The 21,073-nt window shown below is 64.5% G+C and carries 22 protein-coding genes; 21 read left to right on the top strand and 1 reads right to left on the bottom strand.

What is annotated here, in order from left to right:
- Positions 1-383 precede the first annotated feature (383 nt).
- On the bottom strand, positions 384-1,040 hold the full coding sequence (locus DESPIG_RS00860; protein ID WP_006003856.1) for a tetratricopeptide repeat protein: 657 nt from the start codon (positions 1,038-1,040) through the stop codon (positions 384-386).
- Between the two features lie 148 nt (positions 1,041-1,188).
- Here DESPIG_RS00860 and yqeB point away from each other — a divergent pair, with 148 nt between their 5' ends.
- The 21 genes from yqeB to lon all read left to right on the top strand — a co-directional run bounded on the left by yqeB (position 1,189) and on the right by lon (position 21,026).
- The gene (gene yqeB, locus DESPIG_RS00855) at positions 1,189-1,995 is read left to right on the top strand and encodes a selenium-dependent molybdenum cofactor biosynthesis protein YqeB (RefSeq protein WP_006003855.1); all 807 of its coding nucleotides are present in this window, start codon (positions 1,189-1,191) and stop codon (positions 1,993-1,995) included.
- A 12-nt stretch (positions 1,996-2,007) separates the two neighbouring features.
- Positions 2,008-2,493, top strand: a complete 486-nt coding sequence (locus tag DESPIG_RS00850; RefSeq protein ID WP_006003852.1) for a hypothetical protein — start codon at positions 2,008-2,010, stop codon at positions 2,491-2,493.
- On the top strand, positions 2,480-2,773 hold the full coding sequence (locus DESPIG_RS00845) for a GIY-YIG nuclease family protein (protein WP_006003850.1): 294 nt from the start codon (positions 2,480-2,482) through the stop codon (positions 2,771-2,773). Before DESPIG_RS00850 ends, DESPIG_RS00845 begins: the two co-directional genes overlap by 14 nt.
- Positions 2,749-3,378, top strand: coding sequence for a LysE family translocator (locus DESPIG_RS00840; RefSeq protein WP_006003848.1), 630 nt, complete (start codon positions 2,749-2,751; stop codon positions 3,376-3,378). Before DESPIG_RS00845 ends, DESPIG_RS00840 begins: the two co-directional genes overlap by 25 nt.
- An 83-nt stretch (positions 3,379-3,461) precedes the next feature.
- A complete protein-coding gene (locus DESPIG_RS00835; protein WP_006003846.1) occupies positions 3,462-4,013 on the top strand; it encodes a YceD family protein in 552 nt (183 codons plus the stop codon).
- A 107-nt stretch (positions 4,014-4,120) separates the two neighbouring features.
- On the top strand, positions 4,121-4,303 hold the full coding sequence (gene rpmF, locus DESPIG_RS00830; RefSeq protein WP_006003844.1) for a 50S ribosomal protein L32: 183 nt from the start codon (positions 4,121-4,123) through the stop codon (positions 4,301-4,303).
- A complete protein-coding gene (gene plsX / locus DESPIG_RS00825) occupies positions 4,303-5,337 on the top strand; it encodes a phosphate acyltransferase PlsX (protein ID WP_006003842.1) in 1,035 nt (344 codons plus the stop codon). The genes rpmF and plsX overlap by 1 nt, the downstream gene beginning before the upstream one ends.
- Before the next feature lie 15 nt (positions 5,338-5,352).
- Positions 5,353-6,339, top strand: a complete 987-nt coding sequence (locus DESPIG_RS00820) for a beta-ketoacyl-ACP synthase III (RefSeq protein WP_006003840.1) — start codon at positions 5,353-5,355, stop codon at positions 6,337-6,339.
- Between the two features lie 62 nt (positions 6,340-6,401).
- Positions 6,402-7,154, top strand: coding sequence for a 3-oxoacyl-[acyl-carrier-protein] reductase (fabG, locus tag DESPIG_RS00815; RefSeq protein WP_006003839.1), 753 nt, complete (start codon positions 6,402-6,404; stop codon positions 7,152-7,154).
- 65 nt (positions 7,155-7,219) lie between these two features.
- On the top strand, positions 7,220-7,456 hold the full coding sequence (acpP, locus tag DESPIG_RS00810; protein ID WP_006003837.1) for an acyl carrier protein: 237 nt from the start codon (positions 7,220-7,222) through the stop codon (positions 7,454-7,456).
- A 121-nt stretch (positions 7,457-7,577) separates the two neighbouring features.
- On the top strand, positions 7,578-8,825 hold the full coding sequence (gene fabF, locus DESPIG_RS00805) for a beta-ketoacyl-ACP synthase II (protein WP_006003833.1): 1,248 nt from the start codon (positions 7,578-7,580) through the stop codon (positions 8,823-8,825).
- A gap of 21 nt (positions 8,826-8,846) precedes the next feature.
- A complete protein-coding gene (gene glyA, locus DESPIG_RS00800; protein ID WP_006003831.1) occupies positions 8,847-10,085 on the top strand; it encodes a serine hydroxymethyltransferase in 1,239 nt (412 codons plus the stop codon).
- 251 nt (positions 10,086-10,336) lie between these two features.
- Positions 10,337-10,816: a deoxycytidylate deaminase gene (locus tag DESPIG_RS00795; RefSeq protein WP_040368923.1), complete on the top strand. Its 480-nt coding sequence runs from the start codon at positions 10,337-10,339 to the stop codon at positions 10,814-10,816.
- Positions 10,809-11,951, top strand: a complete 1,143-nt coding sequence (gene ribD, locus DESPIG_RS00790) for a bifunctional diaminohydroxyphosphoribosylaminopyrimidine deaminase/5-amino-6-(5-phosphoribosylamino)uracil reductase RibD (RefSeq protein WP_006003827.1) — start codon at positions 10,809-10,811, stop codon at positions 11,949-11,951. The genes DESPIG_RS00795 and ribD overlap by 8 nt, the downstream gene beginning before the upstream one ends.
- A 3-nt stretch (positions 11,952-11,954) precedes the next feature.
- The gene (locus DESPIG_RS00785; RefSeq protein WP_006003826.1) at positions 11,955-12,617 is read left to right on the top strand and encodes a riboflavin synthase; all 663 of its coding nucleotides are present in this window, start codon (positions 11,955-11,957) and stop codon (positions 12,615-12,617) included.
- Between the two features lie 9 nt (positions 12,618-12,626).
- Complete coding sequence (ribH, locus tag DESPIG_RS00780) at positions 12,627-13,097, top strand: 6,7-dimethyl-8-ribityllumazine synthase (protein WP_006003824.1); 471 nt, start codon at positions 12,627-12,629, stop codon at positions 13,095-13,097.
- Between the two features lie 3 nt (positions 13,098-13,100).
- Entirely contained in the window at positions 13,101-13,574 is a 474-nt protein-coding gene (gene nusB, locus DESPIG_RS00775) for a transcription antitermination factor NusB (RefSeq protein ID WP_006003822.1), read from the top strand.
- Between the two features lie 15 nt (positions 13,575-13,589).
- On the top strand, positions 13,590-16,103 hold the full coding sequence (leuS, locus tag DESPIG_RS00770) for a leucine--tRNA ligase (protein WP_006003820.1): 2,514 nt from the start codon (positions 13,590-13,592) through the stop codon (positions 16,101-16,103).
- A 120-nt stretch (positions 16,104-16,223) separates the two neighbouring features.
- On the top strand, positions 16,224-17,210 hold the full coding sequence (gene holA, locus DESPIG_RS00765; RefSeq protein ID WP_006003818.1) for a DNA polymerase III subunit delta: 987 nt from the start codon (positions 16,224-16,226) through the stop codon (positions 17,208-17,210).
- A gap of 598 nt (positions 17,211-17,808) precedes the next feature.
- Complete coding sequence (locus DESPIG_RS00760) at positions 17,809-18,501, top strand: JAB domain-containing protein (RefSeq protein ID WP_040368922.1); 693 nt, start codon at positions 17,809-17,811, stop codon at positions 18,499-18,501.
- Between the two features lie 56 nt (positions 18,502-18,557).
- Positions 18,558-21,026, top strand: a complete 2,469-nt coding sequence (gene lon / locus DESPIG_RS00755; RefSeq protein WP_187119505.1) for an endopeptidase La — start codon at positions 18,558-18,560, stop codon at positions 21,024-21,026.
- Positions 21,027-21,073: the final 47 nt, after the last annotated feature.

The raw sequence follows: 21,073 nt of genomic DNA, 5'->3' as shown, positions 1-21,073 counted from the left end.
CCCCCTCAAACTCCCCCATCCCTGCCAAAAACTTTTGACCGGATCACTGCAAGGTCTTGTGTCGCGCAGGCTGCGCGCGACTCACCGTCCCCCGGTATAACGCGGGAAGGGAAGCTGCTGGCCTGAAGGCAAGAAAGGATGCTTCTCGGAAAGATTACGTCGCCTTGCCGCCGCGCATGCGATGCGCCACGCGACAAATCAGGCAGCCCGGGACGGGGCGCCCTCCGGCGCGCATGAGATATGCTGGCTCGCCACCGTTTTTTCGATCGCTCATGAAACAGGGCCTGTCTCCCCGGGAAAGGGAGGCAGGCCCTGTTTTTTTATCCGTCTGGCTCCGGCTGCGGCGTACGGTCGTGCCGCAGGCCGGCGACAGGCGGCAAAAGTTACGGTTTGGGATACTGACGGATGTGCGAGAAGATGCTGCCGTCCCGCTCCAGCCCCTGCTGGGCAGCCTTGGCATACCAGAGGGCGGACTCCGTGGCATTCTCCGGTACGCCGAAGCCCACTTCATAGCAGGCGCCCAGGAAACGCTGGGCCTGGCCATTGCCCTGTTCGGCGGCACGCTTGGCCCAGTCGAAGCTCTGTTCGGGGTCCTTGGTCACCAGTTCACCGTCGGCGTAGATCAGGGCCATATTGAACTGGGCCTCGGCATAGCCGCTTTGGGCCGCACGCTGCATCCACTGCAGATAGCCGTTGGTGTCACGCGGGACGCCCGCACCGGAACGCAGCATATAGGCCACCAGGGTCTGGGCTTCGGCATCGTTCTGTTCCGCCGCCAGCATGTACCACTTGAAGGCCGTGGTCAGATCCTGCGGGACGCCCAGTCCGTTCTCGTAGCAACGGCCCAGCAGTACCTGCGAGCGGGCATCGCCTTCCGTGGCCAGGGGCTGCAACAGGCGCAGCGTTTTCTTGTACTGGCCGATATTGTAGGCCGTCCAGGCTTCCTGCCAGGTCTTGTCCGCCTTGCTGTCCGCGGCCACGGCAGGGATGGCGCTCACCAGGGCAAGGCCCAGCAGGCCTGTCGCGAGTATCTTGTTCATGATCTCTCCTTGCGTGTCGTTTCCTCGTCCGGCATCAGTCCGGGACACGCGTGCATGCCACCATACGCCGCCGCCCGGCGGGACACAAGCCTCCTGTCCACGCGCCCACCGGCCCTTGACGACTGGCCCGGCAAGATGCATTTTTGTCATGATGCAAAAAGGATTCTGTCCCCTCGTCGTCATCCGGGGCGCCGGAGACATGGGTACCGGTGTGGCCCTGGAGCTGTGGCGCGCGGGCCTGCACAGGCTCGTGCTGCTGGAGTGCGCCCGACCGCGTGCCATCCGCCGTTTCGTGGTCTTTTCCGAGGCGGTCTTCGAGGGCGTGGCCCGGGTGGAAGGGCTCGAAGCCCGCTTGTGCCCCGATGTGCCCTCTTGCCGTGCCCTCTGGCAGGACGGGGGTCTGCCCCTGCTGGTGGACGAGGACGGCGCGAGCCTGCGCGAGCTTTGCCCGCAGGTCTTCGTGGACGCCACCATGAGCAAGAAGGGCCGCGGCCTTTCCCCGGACATGGCGGACCTGGTCATCGCCCTGGGCCCGGGCATCGAAGCCGGACGGGACGTCCACTGCGTCATCGAAAGTTTCGGCCCGGACATGGGCCGCTGCCTCTGGCGGGGACAAGCTCTTGCCGATACCGGCATCCCCTGCGAACACGGCCGCACCGAACAGCGCGTGGGCCGTGCCCCGTGCGCGGGCATCTTCTCCAGCCCCCTGTCCCTGGGTGGCCATGTCCTTCAGGGGCGGGAAGTGGGCCGGGTGGACGGTGTCCCCGTCACGGCGCCCCTGTCCGGCCGTTTGCGCGGCCTGCTGCGTTCCGGTCTTCCGGTGCGCGCGGGGGCCAAGGTGTGCGACATCGAACCGCTGGACCACGTGCCCCTGGACCACGTCTCCTCACGCGCCCGCTGCCTGGGCAGGGGCGTGCTGCGGGCCATGGCCGCCCGCTATAACCTTCCTACCTGATACAGGAGTATCATGTCCCCCTTCAATCCCGATCCCCAGAACAGATACCCCTCTCCCCGGAGCGACAACGGCCAGTCCCGTGATGGCGAGCGCGTCATCGAGGCCGAGATCATCCACGACGGCTGTGACGACGGCAGGGGCCAGGGCCCTTACGGGCACTCCTGCCGGGGCGGTTACGGCCAGGAACAGTTCCGCGGCAGCCGCAGCCCCTGGAACGGCGGCCTGCATTTCCAGACCATCTGGACCTCGGGCGGCAGCCGGCAGGCTGGCCTTGCGCCCGGCATCACCCTGGCGCTGATCATCATCGCCGGGATCCAGTTCGGCCTGCTGGCCAGCATCGGCTTCATGGTCTTCCACGCCATCGGCTCCGTCCTCAACTCCATGCGCGAGATGCGCTCCATGCTGGCGGGCAATCCCCCCAACCCGTGGCCCGGCCGCATCCTCAGCTGGACCATCAGCTTTTTGCTGGTAGGCTGGCTTTCCGGTGGCTTCCAGTGATGCCACGTGGCATGTCTATCTGCTGCGCTGCGCCGATGACACCCTGTACTGCGGCGTGACCACCGACCTTGACCGGCGTCTGGCCCAGCACAACGGCAGTCTGCCCGGCGGGGCCCGCTACACGCGCCCGCGCAGGCCGGTTGCCCTGCTGCTTTCCCGGGCCTGCACGTCCCGGCAGGAGGCCCTGCGCCTGGAATATCACATCAAACGACTGCCCCGCTCCCGCAAGGAACAGGCCCTGAAAGAGTTTCCCCAATGCTGCCCCTGGATACTGTCCTGACGTTTTTCGCTACTGCCCTCATGCTGGCCCTTGCTCCGGGACCGGACATCATCTTCGTCCTCACCCAGTCCGCCCTGTACGGTATGCGGGCCGGTGTGGCCACCACCCTGGGGCTCATCTCCGGCCTGTGCTTCCATACAACAATAGTAGCCGTGGGCGTGGCGGGCATCTTCATGACCTCGCCGCTGGCCTTCACCCTGCTGACCATCGTCGGGGCGGCCTACCTGCTCTATCTGGCCTGGCTCTCCTTCCGGGCCGGGGCCAGCATGGCCCATCTGCAGGAAAGCCGCTTCCTGGGCTACTGGGGCCTGTACCGCCGCGGGGTCATCATGAACATCACCAATCCCAAGGTGACGCTCTTCTTCCTGGCCTTCCTGCCGCAGTTCTGCGCGCCGGAGCGCGGCAGCGTGGCCCTGCAGGTCATGGAACTGGGCCTGCTCTTCATGCTGGCGGCCTTCATCGTCTTCACGGCCGTCTCGGCCCTGGGCGGCCGCCTGGCCCACTGGTTCAACAGCTCGCCGCGCGGCCAGATGCTCATGCACCGTGTGGCCGGTCTGGTCTTCGTGGCCCTGGCCGGGATGCTGATATTCTCCTGCGTGGCCTGAGCCGCGCAAAGGCCTGTGACACCGCCCCTTCCGGGCTTGACACAGGCTTGAGCGCCGAGTAAGAAGGCCGCATTGAGGTGACCATGCAGAACTATCGTATCCCGCTCAGTGAGATTTCCCCTTCCGGCAAGGACATGACGCTGGACGATCCCGCCATCTGGCAGGGACCGCTGGCCGAATTCCAGATGGACTGCCGCATCATCGATCCCCTGAAGGCCGAGCTCGGCATCATGCCCCTGGAAGGCGGCTATCTGGTGCGCGGGAGCATCACCGGTACCGTGGTGCTGCCCTGCAACCGTTGCGCCGAAGACGTGACCGTGACCGTGGATTCGCATCTTGAAAATTTTGAGGAGACCGCCGCCGAACCCGAAGACGAAGAGGCCGCGACCACCGGCGAAGACCTGCTGGAAAGTCGCGTCGTGGTGGAGAACGGCGTGTCGTATCTCGATCTGGGCGCCATCTGCTGGGAAGAGTTCGTCCTGGCCCTGCCGGTCAATCCCCTGTGCCGCCCCGACTGCAAAGGCCTGTGCCCCCAGTGCGGTGCCAACCTCAATGACGGCCCCTGCCAGTGCGCCCCGGAAGAGGGCGATCCGCGCATGGCCGTCCTGCGCGGGCTGAAGTTGCGCAAAAACTAGACATCAAAATTTTTTTCTGCTAGGCTCTTGCCTCTTGAGCTTGGCCCATAGGGTCACTCACGCCCAAAAAGCATATCATTTCCGATCTCTCGGAGAAGGAGAACATCATGGCTGTCCAGCAAAACAAAAAGTCCCGTTCCCGCAAGGGCATGCGTCGTTCCCACGACCGCGTGGCCACCCCCACCGTCATTTACTGCTCCTGCGGCGAGCCCACCGTGCCCCATAGCGTGTGCCCCAACTGCGGCGCTTACAAGGGCCGTCAGGTGATCGCCAAGACCGAAGCTGAGTAATGAACGCGCGCCCCATCATAGCCGTTGATGCCATGGGAGGGGACTTTGGCCCCTCCGTGGTTGTTCCTGGTGCCATCGACGCCGCCAGGCTTCATGACTTGCACGTCCTCCTTGTGGGGGATACCCCCAAGGTAGAAGCGGAACTCGCCAAGCTCGACCTTGCCAACGTGCATTTCGACATCGTCCAGGCTGATGATGTGGTGCACATGAATGAAAAGCCTTCGGACATTCTTCGCCGCAAGAAAAACGCTTCCATCCAGGTGGCCTGCCGTCTCGTCAAGGACGGCAAGGCCGAAGCCGTGGTCAGCGCCGGACATTCCGGTGCCACGGTCGCGTGCGGCATGTTCATCATGGGTCGGCTGCCGGGCGTCGAACGCCCGGCGCTGGCTGCCCTGCTGCCCACGGAAAAGAATCCCGTGGTCGTGCTGGACGCCGGCGCCAATGTGGACTGCCGGCCCTATCATCTTTTCCAGTTCGGCCTCATGGGCGACGCCTTCGCGCGTGACCTGCTGGGCTATGCGGCCCCGCGTGTCAGCCTGCTGAGCATCGGCGAAGAGGAAGGCAAGGGCAACAGCCAGGTCAAGGAAGCCTACGAACTGCTCAAACTCGCCCAGAACCTCAACTTCGTGGGCAATGCCGAAGGCCGCGACATCTTTACGGGCGATATCGATGTCGTGGTCTGTGACGGTTTTGTGGGCAACGTGGTGGTCAAGATGAGCGAAGGCCTGGCCTCGGCCCTGGTCCGCATGCTCAAGCGCCTGTTTACCTCCGGCTTCCTGCCCGCCCTGGGCGGCATGCTGGCCAAGGGCGCCTTCAAAAAGTTCGCCACCACCATCGACTATGCCGAATACGGCGGCGCGCCCCTTCTGGGCCTGCAGGGTCTGGCCATCGTCTGCCACGGCCGTTCCAGCGCCCGAGCCATGCAGAATGCCATCAAGATGGCCGGTACCTTTGTGCGCAAGGGCACCAACGACCGTCTTGCCGAAACCATCCTGGCCAACGAGGAACTCACCCGCTTCTCACGCGCCATTTAAGCCACGGGTATCTCTATGAAGCCAAACTGCTATCTGCACGCCCTCAGCAGCTACGTCCCCGCCGAGGTCCTGACCAACGACGATTTGAGCAAACTGGTGGAGACCAACGACGAGTGGATCACCACCCGTACCGGTATCAAGCGTCGCCACCGTCTGTCTCAGGAAGAGAACGCCTCCGACCTCGGGACCCATGCCGCCCGCAAGGCGCTGGAAGATGCCGGTCTCGATGCTGCCAAGCTGACCCACATCCTCACGGCCACCTGTACGCCGGACCACCTCAGCCCCTCGCTTTCCTGCATCATCGGCGGCAACATCGGTGCCGGCCCGGCCATGTCCTTCGACTTCGGCTCCGCCTGCTCCGGCTTCCTGTACGGCCTGCATCTGGCGGACGCCCTGCTCTGCCAGGACCCGGCTTCCCAGATCCTCTTCGTCTGCACCGAGGCCCTTACCCGCCGCGTCAACTGGAGCGACCGCAGCACCTGCGTGCTCTTCGGTGACGGCGCCGGCGCCTGCATCCTGAACAGCGATCCCGAGAACGCCCTGGCCCGTGTGCAGGACAGCATCTGCAAGAGCGACGGCAGCCTGCATGACCTCATCATCGTGGGCGGCGGCACCACCTGCCAGTACAAGCCCGGCGATCCCGTGGGCGACGACTTTTTCATCTCCATGCAGGGCCGTGAAGTCTACAAGCATGCCGTGCGCCAGATGTCCGGCGTTTGCCAGGAACTGCTGGAGCGCAACGGCCTCACGGCCGCCGATGTCGATCTCTTCGTGCCCCACCAGGCCAACATGCGCATCATCGAGGCCGTGGGCAGCCGCCTGAAGATCGATCTGGATCACGTGTTCACCAACGTGGCCGAATACGGCAACACCTCTTCCGCCTCCGTGCCGCTGGCCCTGGTGGAAGCTCTGGCCCAGGGCCGCATCAAGGCCGGGGACCGCGTGCTGGTGACCGCCTTCGGCAGCGGCCTGACCTGGGGCGCGGCCCTGCTGCAGTTCTAGGCCGCCGCGACGTTGAACTCGGCCCTTTTCTGCTATATCATAAAATCCATTGAGGCAGCATCATGAGCAATCTTGATTCCACCACTCCTACCGCGTTGGTTACCGGCGGTTCCCGCGGCATCGGTCGCGCCGTTGCCCTGACCCTGGCCCGTGACGGCTATCAGGTCATCCTCACCTATGTGAGCCGTCCCGAAGAAGCCGACAAGACCGTGGCGGAGATCGAGGCTGCCGGCGGTCGTGCCCTGGCCCTGCCCCTCAATGTGGGCGACGGCGAGGCCGTGGCTGCCTTTTTTGCCGAACATATCAAGGGCAAGGTCAATCTGGCCGTGCTGGTCAACAATGCCGGCATCACCAAGGACGGCTTCCTGGTCCGCATGAAGGATGACGATTTCGACCGCGTCATCACCATCAACCTGCGCGGTGCCTTCATCTGCACCCGCGAAGCCGCCAAGATCATGACCAAGGCCCGTCACGGCCGCATCGTGAACATCTCTTCCGTCGTGGGCCAGATGGGCAACGCCGGCCAGGCCAACTACAGCGCCGCCAAGGCCGGCCTGCTGGGTCTGACCAAGTCCTGCGCCAAGGAGCTGGCCGCGCGCCAGATCACGGTCAATGCCGTGGCCCCCGGATTTATCGAAACCGACATGACCGCCGCCCTGAGCGACGATGTGCGAGCCTCTTACGAAGCCGCCATCCCGCTGAAGCGCATGGGCACCGCCCAGGAGATCGCCGATGCCGTGGCCTTCCTGGCTTCGGACAAGGCTGCCTACATCACCGGCCAGGTGCTGGCCGTCAACGGCGGCATGTACTGCTAAAAACTGCGGCCGCGCACGCTGCCGCTCCCGCTACCGGAAAACACAAAGCGAGTTGGAGGATAACCATGTCTGAAGTTGCAGCCAAAGTGACCAAAATCATCGTGGACCAGCTGGGTGTGAGCGCTGAAGAAGTGAAGCCCGAAGCTTCCTTCGTGGAAGACCTGGGCGCTGACTCCCTGGACCTGACCGAACTGATCATGGCCATGGAAGAAGAATTCGACATCGAGATCGCCGATGACGACGCCCAGAAGATCCTGAAGGTGCAGGACGCCATCAGCTACATCGAAAGCAAGCAGGGCTAAGTTTTTCCCTGTCTGCCGGAAAAATTGGAACGCACCGGGCTTGCCCGGTGCGTTTTTCCCCTTCCGGCCTCAACACGAGATTTTTTCCAGGCACAAGACCCCGCCTGTCCAAGGAGTATCCATGAGTCGTCCGCGCGTTGTCATCACTGGTCTTTCCGCCATCACCCCTCTGGGCAATGACCTTGAAACCACCTGGAAGCGCCTGCTTGCCGGCGAATCCGGTATCGGCCCCATCACCCTTTTCGATGCCACCGACTATGACTCGCGCGTTGCCGGCGAAGTGAAAAACTTCGTTGCCGAAGATTTCATCCCGGCCAAACAGGCCCGCCGCATGGACCGCTTCACCCAGTTCGCCGTGGTGGCCGCCCAGCAGCTCCTCAAAGACTCCGGCCTGGTCATCAATGACGACAACGCCTACGACGTGGGCGTCATCCTGGGCATCGGCCTGGGAGGTCTGAAGACCATCGAGACCTATCATGCCAAGCTGCTGCAGGGTGGTCCCGGCAAGGTCTCTCCCTTCCTGATCCCCATGCTCATCTCCAACATGGGTCCCGGCCAGATCGCCATCTTCACCGGCGCCAAAGGCCCCAACATCGTGACCACCACCGCCTGTGCCTCCGCCATCCACGGTATCGGCACCGCCTTCAGCGAGATCCTGCTGGGCCGCATCAGCACGGCCATCACCGGCGGTGTGGAAGCCACCGTGACGCCTCTGGGCGTGGCCGGCTTCACGGCCCTGAAGGCCCTTTCTTCCCACTACAACGACGATCCCGCCAAGGCTTCCCGTCCCTTCGACGGCGCCCGCGACGGCTTCGTCATCGGTGAAGGTGCCGGTCTGCTGCAGCTGGAAGAACTGGAACACGCCAAGGCCCGCGGCGCCAAGATCTACGCCGAAGTGGTGGGCTACGGCGCCTCCGACGACGCTTTCCATATGACCGCTCCCGCCGATTCCGGCGAAGGCATGGCCCGCGCCATGCAGAACGCCCTGCGTGACGCCGGTCTGGCCCCCGAGGCCATCGGGCACATCAATGCCCACGCCACCTCCACCCAGCTCAACGACAAGACCGAGACCAAGGGCATCAAGCTGGTGTTCGGCGAGCACGCTTCCAAGATCAAGATCTCTGCCACCAAGTCCATGACCGGCCACCTGCTGGGTGCCGCGGGCGGTGTGGAGAGCGTGTTCACCGCCATGGCCCTGCATACCGGCTGGCTGCCCGGTACCATCAATCTGGAAAATCCCGATCCCAACTGCGATCTGGATTACATGGCCGGCGGTTCCGCCCATATCCCCTGTGAATACGCCATGTGCAATTCCTTCGGTTTCGGCGGCACCAATGCCAGCCTGATCCTGAAGAAGTGGAACGACTAGCCTCAAAGGGAGAGCGGTAGAATGGACGAAATCTTGCTTCAGGACCCGGAGCTGGCCCAGGCCATCATCCTGGAATCCCAGCGTCAGGTCACCAAACTGGAACTGATCGCTTCGGAAAACTTTGTTTCCCCGGCCGTGCGTGAGGCCCAGGGCAGCGTGATGACCCACAAGTATGCCGAAGGCTATCCGGGCAAGCGCTACTACGGCGGCTGCGAATACGTGGACATCGCCGAGAACCTGGCCATCGAACGCGCCAAGAAGCTCTTTGGCTGCGAATACGCCAACGTGCAGCCCCACTCCGGTTCCCAGGCCAACATGGGCGCCTACTTCTCGTTCCTCAAGCCCGGCGACACCATCCTGGGCATGGATCTGAGCCATGGCGGCCATCTGACCCACGGCAGCCCCGTCAACTTCTCGGGCAAGCTGTTCAACAACGTTTTCTACGGCGTGAACCGCGAAACCGGCTGCATCGACTATGACGAAGTGGCCCGTATCGCCCGCGAGCACAAGCCCGCCGCCATCGTGGCCGGTGCCAGCGCCTATCCCCGCAAGATCGACTTCGCCCGTTTCCGCGCCATCGCCGATGAAGTGGGTGCCGTCCTCATGGTGGACATGGCCCACATCGCAGGCCTGGTGGCTGCCGGTCTGCACGAGAGCCCCATCCCGTACGCCCACATCACCACCACGACCACGCACAAGACCCTGCGCGGTCCCCGCGGCGGCATGATCCTCTCCGACGAGACCCGCGGCAAGAGCCTCAACAGCCAGATCTTCCCCGGCATCCAGGGCGGCCCGCTGATGCACGTCATCGCCGCCAAGGCCGTGGCCTTCGGCGAGGCCCTGCGCCCCGGCTTCAAGACCTACAGCCAGCAGATCGTCAAGAACGCCGCCGTGCTGGCCCAGTGCCTGATCGATGCCGACTTCCAGCTGGTGTCCGGCGGTACGGACAATCACCTCATGCTGGTGGACCTGACCAACAAGGACGTGACCGGAAAGGATGCCGAACACGCCCTCGATGCCGCCGGCATCACGGTCAACAAGAACACCATCCCCTTCGAGACACGCTCGCCCTTCGTGACCTCCGGCGTGCGTCTGGGCACCGCTGCCCTGACCACCCGCGGCATGAAGGAAGACGAGATGCGCCAGGTGGCGGCCTTCATCGTGGAAGCCATCGAAAAGCGCAACGAACCTGCCTCCCTGGCCGCCATCCGCAGCCGCGTGGAGGAATTCGCCCGCGCCTATCCCCTGTTCACCTGGTAACCATGCACGACAGGGAGGGAGGGCGCCGCTGTCCCCTGCGGGGCGGCGGGCCCTCCCTCTTTTTTTCCGCCGCGCCCGCCGGCGGCCCCGACCTGCCGGTCGCTGCCGCATGACGGACACCTCAGGAAAAGCCCCCTTTTGGAAAGGCCGCCTCTGGCGGCCTTTTCCGTCCGTGGTCCCTGCCACCGGCGGGCTTGGCTTTTGCCCCGGCTGCGTGTAAGGTAGTCCAACTTTTTATTGCGAGTACTGTCATGCAACGAATGCCCTGGCCCGATTACTTCATGAGCATCACCTATCTGGTGCGCGAGCGTTCCACCTGCCTGCGCCGCAAGGTGGGCGCCATCGCCGTCAAGGACAGACACATCCTGGCCACCGGCTACAACGGTGCGCCCTCCGGTGTGCGCCACTGTCTGGAGACGGGGTGCCTGCGCGAACAGATGGGCATCCCTTCCGGGCAGCGCCACGAGATCTGCCGCGGCCTGCACGCCGAACAGAACGTCATCATCCAGGCCGCCGTGCACGGTGTGAGCATCGCCGGGGCGGAACTGTACTGTACCACCTTCCCCTGCGCCATGTGCAGCAAGATGCTCATCAATTGCGGCATCAAGCATATCTGGTACAGCGAGCATTATCCCGACGAACTGGGGTTGGCCATGCTCAGCGAAGCCGGCGTGACCTTCGAGCAGATCCCCTTCTCGCCCGACATGCTCAAAGGACCGCAGCATGTCTGAGAACATTTTTGCCCCCTTCATGCGTGAGGCCCTGACCCTGGCCGAGAACGGCCGCTGGAGCGCCTGCCCCAACCCCACCGTGGGCGCCGTGCTGGTGCGCGACGGTCAGGTGGTGGCGCGCGGCTGGCATCATGCCGCCGGGCAGCCCCATGCCGAGGTGGAGTGCCTGCGCGACGCGCAGCGTCAGGGCATCGATCCCGCCCAGTGCACCCTGGTGGTCACGCTGGAGCCCTGCAACCATTACGGCAAGACCCCGCCCTGCAGCGAAGCCGTGCTGGCCGCGGGCATCAAGCGCGTGGTCATCGGCCTGTACGACCCCACCCCCAAGGCGGCCGGCGGCGCCGAACGCCTGCGTGCCGCCGGTGTGGAAGTCATCGGCCCGGTCTGCGAGCAGGAATGCCGCGACCAGGTGGCCGATTTCCTGGCCTGGCAGCAGGGCCGCCCCTATGTGATCCTCAAGATGGCCGCCACCATGGACGGACGCATCGCCACCCGCACCGGCCACTCCCGCTGGGTCAGCAGCGAAGGTTCCCGCGCCCTGGTGCATCGCCTGCGTGCCGGCATCGGCCGTGCCGGGGGCGCCGTGCTGGTGGGCGGCGGCACCTTCCGGGCCGACAATCCCTGCCTTACGGCCCGCATCCCCGGCGAGACGGTGGAACAGCAGCCGCTGGCCTGCGTGCTGACCTCGCGTCTGCCCAATCCTGCGGGCGACATCCACCTGCTCAAGGAGCGTCCCCATCAGGCGGTCTTCCTTTGCTCGCCTGCGGCGGCGGCTTCCACGGCGGCCCACGCCCTGCGCCAGATGGGCGTGCGCGTGCTGGCCCTGGGCCCCGGACAGCGCGGCTGCCCGGACTTCCCGGCCATGTTCCACATGCTGTACGAGGAACTGCACTGCCCCTACGTGCTTTGCGAAGGCGGCGGGCATCTGGCCCTTTCCCTGCTGGAAGCGGGCTTTGCCGACGAATTTCTGCTGCATCTGGCGCCGCGCATCCTGGGCGACAACGAGGCCGCGCCCCTGTTCGACGGCCGCAGCCCCCTCACCATGGCCGAGGCCCTGGACCTGCGCGTCTGCCGCACGACCCTGTGCGACGGCGACGTCCACCTGCAGCTGCGTCCGGCCATTCCTCAGGAGTAGACCATGTTTACCGGCATCATCCAGGGACAGGGCGAGATCGTGGGCCTGCGCCGCAGCGGCCAGGAGTGCCGCATGGAAGTGCGCCCCCTCTTCCCTCTGGAAAATATCGTGGACGGGGAGTCCATCGCCCATAACGGCGCCTGCCTGTCCGTGGAACGGCACAGCGGTTCCACCTTCACCGTCTATGCTTCGGGCGAGAGCCTTTCCCGCACCACCCTGGGCGACCTGCGCAAGGGCGATCTGGTCAACCTGGAACGGGCCCTGGCCCTGGGCGACCGCCTGGGCGGGCACCTGGTCAGCGGCCATGTGGACTGCGTGGCCACGGTGCGTTCCGTGGAACAGGCCGGTTCCTCCCTGCGCTGCACGCTGGCCTTCCCGCCGGCCTTCGCGGCGGAAGTCATCGAAAAGGGCTCCGTCACGCTGGACGGCATCAGCCTGACCATCAATGCCTGCGGCAAGGATTTCCTGACCGTCAACGTCATCCCGGACACCCAGAAACGCACCACCATGCTGCACTGGCGCCCGGGCAGCCGCGTGAACATGGAGACGGACCTCATCGGCAAATACGTGCGCCGCATCATGCAGTGCCAGGCCGACGGGCCCGCCGCGCCGCAGAAGAGCAGCGGCATCAACAAGGAATTTTTACTGCAAAACGGTTTTCTTTAGGAGCAGACCATGAGCAATCCCACTACCATCAGCGGCATGCTTGATGCCAAAGGCCTCAAGATCGCCATCCTGGCCACCCGTTTCAACGACTTCATCGTGGACCGCCTGACCGGCGGCGCCCTGGACTACCTGGAACGCCACGGCCTCGATGCCAAGAACATCACCATCGTGCGCATCCCCGGTGCTTTCGAGATGCCCCTGGTCTGCCAGAAGCTGGCCGCCAGCGGCAAGTATGACGGCATCGTGGCCCTGGGCGCCGTGATCCGCGGCGCCACCCCCCACTTCGACTACGTGTGCAACGAAGCCAGCAAGGGCATCGCCCAGGTGATGCTGCAGTACAAGACCCCCATCGGCTTCGGCCTGCTGACCTGCGACAGCATCGAGCAGGCCATCGAACGCGCCGGTTCCAAGGGCGGCAACAAGGGCGTGGAAGCTGCCGCCGCCATGCTGGAAACCATCCGCGTGCTGGAGCAGCTGTAATCCATGAGCAAGGGTAAATCCGCCAGCCGCCGGGGCGAACGCGCCCAGGCTTTTCAGGTTCTGTACGGGCTGTCCTTCGCTGACGCCACCTCGCTGGAAGACGTGCGCCGCGCCTTCCTGCAGTCCCCCGACCATCAGGAGAGCGAAGAAGGCGAGCTGCCTTCCGGTTTTTCCTGGGATCTGGTGCAGGGAGTGTGGAGCAGACGCGACGAACTGGACAAGACCATCAGCCGATTCTCGCGCAACTGGCGCGTGGACCGCATGGGTCGCGTGGAGCTGACCCTGCTGCGCCTGGCCATGTACGAACTGCTGTACCGCCAGGACGTCCCCGCCAAGGTCGCCATCAACGAGGCCCTGGAGCTGACCCGCCAGTTCGGCGAAGACAACGCCACCAGTTTTGTCAACGGTATTCTGGACGCCGCCGCCAAGGCTCTGGAAAAGGGTTCCCTCTCCGCCGGAGAGGATTCCACCAACTAAAAGCAGACAAGTGTCATGACGCAAGATCGTTATTCCCCGCAGGACATCGAACAGAAATGGCAGGAGCGCTGGCAGCAGCAGGATGCCTTTGCCTGCGACCATCACAGCGACAAACCCAAGTATTATGTGCTGGAGATGTTCCCCTACCCCTCGGGCAACATCCACATGGGCCATGTCCGCAACTATTCCATCGGTGACGTGGTGGCCCGCTGCAAGCGCATGCAGGGCTTCAACGTGCTGCATCCCATGGGCTGGGACGCCTTCGGCCTGCCCGCGGAAAATGCCGCCATCAAGCACAACACCCATCCGGCCAAATGGACCTATGCCAACATAGACAACATGCGCGCGCAGCTGCGCCGTCTGGGCTATTCCTATGACTGGTCCCGCGAAGTGGCCACCTGCCGCCCCGAGTACTACCGCTGGGAGCAGAGCTTCTTCCTGCGCCTGCTGGAAAAGGGCCTGGTCTACCGCAAAAAGGCGCCCCAGAACTGGTGCCCCTCCTGCCACACCGTGCTGGCCAACGAACAGGTCATCGACGGCCTGTGCTGGCGTTGCGACAGCCATGTGGAACAGAAGGACCTGACCCAGTGGTTCCTGCGCATCACCGCCTACGGTGACGAACTGCTGCAGGACCTGCAGAAGCTGGAAGGCGGCTGGCCCGACCGCGTGCTCTCCATGCAGCGCAACTGGATCGGCAAGTCCACCGGAGCGGCCGTGCGCTTCGGCCTGCCCGCTCCCCTGGACGGTGTCGACCATCTGGAAGTCTTCACCACCCGTCCCGACACCGTGTTCGGCGTGACCTTCCTGACCTTGGCCCCCGAACATCCGCTGGTGGAAAAGCTCATCGAAGGCTACGAAAAGGCCGACGAAGTGCGCGCCTTCGTGACCCGCATCCGCAACATGGACCGTCTGGAGCGCCAGTCCGACAATCTGGAAAAAGAAGGCATCTTCACCGGCGCCTATGTGATCCATCCCTTCACCGGCCAGCAGGTGCCCGTGTGGCTGGGCAACTTCGTCCTGGCCGACTATGGTACCGGCGCCGTCATGGGCGTGCCCGCCCACGACCAGCGTGACTTCGAATTCGCCCGCAAGTACGGCCTGCCCGTCAAGGTGGTCATCAGCCCCGAAGGCGAGGTCCTCGACCCCGCCACCATGGAAGCCGCCTTCACCACCGAAGGCGTGATGGTCAATTCCGGCGACTTCGACGGCATGCCCAACACCGACGGCAAAAAGGCCGTGGCCGAACGCCTGGAAAAGGAAGGCAAGGGCAAGGCCACCACGCAGTTCCGCCTGCGTGACTGGAACATCTCGCGCCAGCGTTACTGGGGCGCCCCCATCCCGGTCATCTACTGCGACAAGTGCGGCGTGGTGCCCGAGAAGGAAGAGAACCTGCCCGTGCTGCTGCCCCTGGATGCCCATGTGCGCGAAGACGGCCGCTCTCCCCTGCCCGAGACCGACTCCTTCGTGCGCTGCACCTGCCCCGTCTGCGGTGGCGAGGCCCGTCGCGAGACCGATACCCTGGACACCTTCGTGGAGTCCTCCTGGTACTTCGCCCGCTACACCGGCGCCCGCAACACCGAGAGCGCCTTCGATATGGACGCCCTCAAGTACTGGCTGCCCGTGGACCAGTACATCGGCGGTGTGGAACACGCCATCCTGCACCTGCTCTACGCCCGCTTCTTCACCAAGGTCCTGCGCGACCTGGGCTTCTACCCCGAAGGCCTGGACGAGCCCTTCACCAACCTGCTCACCCAGGGCATGGTGCTCAAGGACGGCAGCAAGATGTCCAAGTCCAAGGGCAACGTGGTGGACCCCACGGCCATGATCGCCAAGTACGGCGCGGACACCGTGCGTCTGTTCTGCCTCTTCGCCGCGCCGCCGGAGCGTGACTTCGACTGGTCCGACAGCGGCATCGAAGGTTCCTCGCGCTTCCTGCACCGCGTCTGGCGCCTGTTCATGGACGAGGCCGAGCGCCTGTCCGCCGTCAAGGCCTGCGGCGCCGGTGCCGACGACGTGACCACGCCCGAAGCCCGCGACCTGCGCCGCCGCGAGCATCTGACGGTCAAGAAGGTCACCGAAGACATGGGCAACCGCTTCCAGTTCAACACCGCCATCTCCGCGGTCATGGAACTGGTCAACGCCATGTACCTGTCCCGCGAAAAGCTGGGCAAGAGCGACGCCGAGAACCGCGTCTTCTCTTCGGCCATGGCCACGGTGCTGACCCTGCTCTCGCCCATTACCCCGCACCTGTGCGAGGAACTGTGGCAGCGCATGGGTCATACCTCTTCCCTGCAGGAAGAAGCCTGGCCCGTGTGCGAGGAAAGCGCCCTGGTGCAGGACACCGTCACCATCGCCCTGCAGGTCAACGGCAAGCTGCGCGGTACCATCGACGTGCCCGCCGGTGCCGACAAGGCCCAAATGGAAGAAGTGGCCCTGGCCGACGCCGCCGTGCAGCGTCACACCAGCGGTCTGACCATCCGCAAGGTCGTGGTGGTGCCCGGCAAGCTGGTCAACGTGGTGGCCAACTAGCCCGCAGGGAGCCCCGCTCCGCCCTACCGAACTGAACCGTTGCGGGGGAAGAAGGCCCGGACATGCCGTCCGCCTTTTTTCCCCGCAACGTCGTTTTCCATCCAAAACTCAGGACGTGCCATGCCCAGACCCGGTTTTTCCTTTCTCGTCTGCCCGGACAGCCGCCTTTTGCAGGCCCGTCTGGAAACCCTCGTGAGCGCCCAGGGCGACAGCAGCCGCTGGGAACGCCACGTCCACTGGGGGGACGAGGAGCCTTCGCCGCGCTTCTGGGAGCAGCTCACCCTCCAGTGTCTGTTCGGCACGCCGCGCCTGCTGGTGGTACGGCAGGCCCACCTCTGGCCCGCCGCGGTCTGGAAAAAGATCTCCGCCGCCCTGGCCTGGCCTTCGGAACAGTGCTGGCCGTTCTTCTGCCTGGAAGTGGCCTGGGAAAAAGGCCAGCCCAAGATCCCGGCCCACATCGCCAAGCTGCGCTGCCTGGGCTTTGCCGACCAGCAGGGCTGGATCTGGCGCAGTGAGGGCCTGAGCGAACGCAGCATCAAGAAATACGTCCGCGACCGCGCCCAGGCCCTGGGCATCCCCTTCGAGGCCGACGCTTTCGAACAGTTCTGTACCTCCGTGCCCCCCGATGCGCAGGCCGTGGAGAACGAACTGGAAAAGCTCCTGCTCCTGCGACCGGCGGATGACGGGCAGGCCATGCCCTGGTCCGTCACCACGGATATGCTGGCCACCAGTTCCTGGGCCCCGGAATGCAATATCTTCGCCTGCATCCGCCACATGGAAGCCGGCAATCTGGCCGCCGTCTGGAAAGAGCTGGCCCGGGGCCGCAAGGACGTGGAAGGCCTGCTCTTCCCCCTGCTCTCCCTGCTGGCCCGCGAGTTCCGCCAGCTCTGGCAGGCCTGCGCGGGCGAGAAGGTCCGTTTCCATCCCTCCGAAGCCAACGCCAAGCAGCAGCTGGCCCGCCGTCTTGGCCCCGCCGCCCTGGCCCGCTGTCTGGGCATGATCATGGATGCCGAGCTGGCCATCAAGAGCGGCCGCTGCACGCCTGAGCAAAGTCTGGACAAGCTGGCCACCGATCTTGTGGCCCTCTTCGCCGCTGCCCGACGCTAGATTTTTTGGAGGAAGGGTCTCCCTTGCTCCACTGTCGATGCCCGTATTTCCTCCGTCGCAACAGGCACGGCCTGCATCGTTTTTTTGGGGGAAGGGACCTCCTTTTGCTGGCGCGAAAAGGGGGGCCCTTCCCCCAAGCCCCCATCCTCCCCCAAACGCGCTTTCTTCTAAAAACTTTTGCATGACGGTCAGACCTTCGGCTCAAAAGGACCATGTCTTCCGGAAAGGTATGGAACACGACGGCTCTCAGTTCTCCGGTCGTGCTTTATCCTATAAAACCATCGTGAACGCTCATGGAGCTCTCCGGCACAGAGAGGGAAAGGACGGCATCATCAGCCAGTTCGACCTTATGACTGTCACGAAGCCCCAGAGGGCGCTCTCTGTGGGGGCGTCCTCTGGGGCTTCAAATAAAGCGCGCTGGGTAAGGGGGAGTTTGAGGGGGAGACCCCTCTCGCGCCAGCAGCGACCGAAGGCGGCCGCAGGCCGTGCCCGTTAGCGACGAAGGAACTTTACGGGCCTCGACAGCGGAGATGAGGGGCCTCCCCCTCAAAAGATACCATCCCACCCCCCTTGCGCTTGCCAAAAAGCATCTTACCTTATGACCGCAATGTCCGTATCCTCTGCCTCACCCCATAGCGGCCACCGCAGCCGCCTGCGCCAGCGACTGGCTCGCGAGCCTCTGGCTGTGGCCGATTATGAGATCCTGGAGCTGTTGCTGGGCTACGGGCAGCCGCGCAAGGATACCAAACCTCTGGCTCGGGAACTGCTGCTGCGTTTCCACAATATCCGCGGCGTACTGGACGCACCGCCGGAACAGCTGCTGGCCGTACCGGGCTTCGGCCCCGGCCTGCTCTCCCTGTGGCAGGTATTGCGCGAAGTATTGGCCCGCCATGCGGCTGCGCCCCTGTTGCAAGGGAAGGAAATAGCGACGCCCCAGGCCGTGGCCGAGATGGCCCGGGCCCGTCTGGCAGGCAGCCAGCAGGAAGAATGCTGGCTGGCCATGGTCAACGCGGGCAACCGCCTCATGGCCTGGGAACGCCTGCGCCAGGGCAATGTGGAAAGCGTCCCCCTGCTGCCCCGTGACGTGCTGGAGCCTGCCCTGCGCTACAAGGCCAGCGGCATCATCCTGGTACACAACCATCCGGGCGGCCAGACCCGGCCTTCCCAGCCCGACATCATCTTCACCAACACCGTGCGGGAACTGGCCGTCAACATGGGGCTGCGCTTTCTGGACCATGTGATCGTCACCGATAATGGCTGCTACAGCATCTGCCAGTGCAGACACCTGTAAGCAGTCCGGGAGTATATATGTCTGATCAGAAAAAGAACGACCATCCGCTGGAAGATATGCTGTCCCAGTTGCAGGATGCCCTGAGCCAAGCGGTGGATGCCGCCGGACAGGACCAGGGGACGACCGGCGACGAACAGGCGTCGGCCCCCGGCGAACAGCAGATCTCCGACCTGCTGCCGGTGCTGCCCGTCCGGGATGTCGTAGTGTTCAACTACATGATCCTGCCGCTGTTCATCGGTCGCGAAAAATCCGTCAAAGCCGTGGAGGCCGCCCTCAAGAAGGGCCGCCACCTGCTGGTCTGCACCCAGAAGGAAGAATCCACCGAGGATCCCGGCCCCAATGACCTCTACACCGCCGGTACGGTGGTGCAGGTCATGCGCATGCTCAAGATGCCCGACGGCCGCATCAAGATCCTGGTGCAGGGCGCCAGCCGCGCCCGGGTGGAAGGCTACCACCGTGTGGATCCCTATCTGGAAGCTCGCATCACCGTCCTGCAGGAAGAGACCCCCCCGCGCGACGCCAAGATAGAAGCCCTGCTGCGCTCCGCCCGTGAGCAGAGCGAAAAGGTGCTCCAGCTGCGCGGCGTAGCCTCCCCAGACATCCTGGCCGTGCTCCAGGGCGTGGAAGAGCCGGGCCGTCTGGCCGACCTCATTGCCGCCAACCTGCGCATGAAGACCGCCGAGGCCCAGCGCATCCTCGAAGCCGTGAACCCCGTGGAACGCCTGATGCTGGTCAACATCCAGCTCGAGCGCGAGGTGGAAGTGGCCACCATGCAGGCCCACATCCAGAGCACGGCCCGCGAAGGCATAGACAAGGCGCAGAAGGAATACTTCCTGCGCGAGCAGATCAAGGCCATCCGCCACGAGCTGGGCGACGCGGCCTCCGAAGGCGAAGAAGAGCTGGACGAGCTGCGCAAGGCCCTGGACAAGGCGGGCCTGCCCAAGGACGTGCGCAAGGAAGCCGACAAGCAGTTGCGCCGCCTCTCCGGCATGCACGCCGACTCCTCCGAGGCCAACGTGGTGCGCACCTATCTGGACTGGCTGGTGGAACTGCCGTGGAAGAAGCTTTCCCGCGACCGTCTGGACATCGCCCATGCCAAGGCCATCCTGGACGAGGACCATTACGGTCTGGACAAGATCAAGGACCGCATCCTGGAATTCCTCAGCGTGCGCAAGCTCAATCCCCAGTCCAAGGGCCCCATCCTCTGCTTCGCCGGCCCTCCAGGCGTGGGCAAGACCTCCCTGGGCCGCTCCATCGCGCGGGCCCTGGGCCGTCATTTCCAGCGCCTGTCCCTGGGCGGCATGCATGACGAGGCCGAGATCCGCGGCCACCGCCGCACCTATATCGGCGCCATGCCCGGCCGCATCATCCAGGCCATCAAGCAGGCCGGGACGCGCAATCCGGTCATCGTGCTGGACGAAGTGGACAAGCTGGGCTCCGATTTCCGGGGCGATCCCTCGTCCGCCCTGCTGGAAGTGCTGGACCCCGAACAGAACCACACCTTCAGTGACCATTATCTGAACGTGCCCTTCGATCTTTCCAAGGTCATGTTCCTGTGCACGGCCAACCATCTGGAGACCATCCCGGCCCCCCTGCGCGACCGTATGGAGGTCATCAGCCTGCCCGGCTACACCATGCAGGAAAAGGTGGAGATCGCCAAACGCCATCTGCTGCCCAAGAAGGTGACGGAGAACGGCCTGCGTGAAGGTGACGTCATCATGGACGATACCGCCCTCACCGCCGTCATCCGCGGCTATACCCGCGAAGCCGGTCTGCGCAACCTGGAACGGGAGCTGGGCTCCATCTGCCGCAAGCTGGCCCGTCAGCGTGCCGAAGGCAAGAAGGGCAGCTTCACCGTGGACAGCGCCGTGGTGGAAAAGCTGCTGGGCGCGCCGCGCTTCATCGAGGACGAGAAGGACAAGCGCCTCATGCCCGGCATGGCCCTGGGCCTGGCCTGGACCCCGGCCGGCGGCGAGGTGCTGACCATCGAATGCGCCTGCATGAAGGGCAAGGGCAACCTGCAGCTCACGGGCCAGCTAGGCGACGTCATGAAGGAAAGCGCCCGCATCGCCATGAGCCACATCCGCAGCCGGGCCGACAGCCTGGGCATCGACGCGGACTTCAGCGACACGCAGGACATCCACATCCATGTGCCCGCCGGTGCCGTGCCCAAGGACGGCCCCTCCGCCGGTGTGACGCTGACCTCGGCCCTGATCTCGGCCCTGAGCGGCCGCATCGTACGGGCCGATACCTGCATGACCGGCGAAATCACCCTGCAGGGCCGGGTGCTGCCCGTGGGCGGCATCAAGGAAAAGATCCTGGCCGGTGTGGCACGCGGGCTCAAGCATGTCATCATCCCCAGCCAGAACGTCAAGGATCTGGAAGAGGTCCCCAAGGAACTGCTGAAAAAGATCAAGGTCCACCCCGCGCATACCTATGACGATGTGCTGGCCCTGGCCTTTGAACCTGTCAAAAAGACGGCCGCGCGGGCCAAAAAAGCCGCTCCGGCCACGGAAAAGAAATAACGCCGCCGTCGCCCCTGAAAAGCGGTGACGCGGACGGCCCGGGACGA

It is taken from the genome of Desulfovibrio piger ATCC 29098 (assembly GCF_000156375.1).
GTDB lineage: Bacteria > Desulfobacterota > Desulfovibrionia > Desulfovibrionales > Desulfovibrionaceae > Desulfovibrio > Desulfovibrio piger.
The sequence above is the reverse complement of the archived record's forward strand: the minus strand, read 5'-3'. Positions and strand labels throughout refer to the sequence as shown.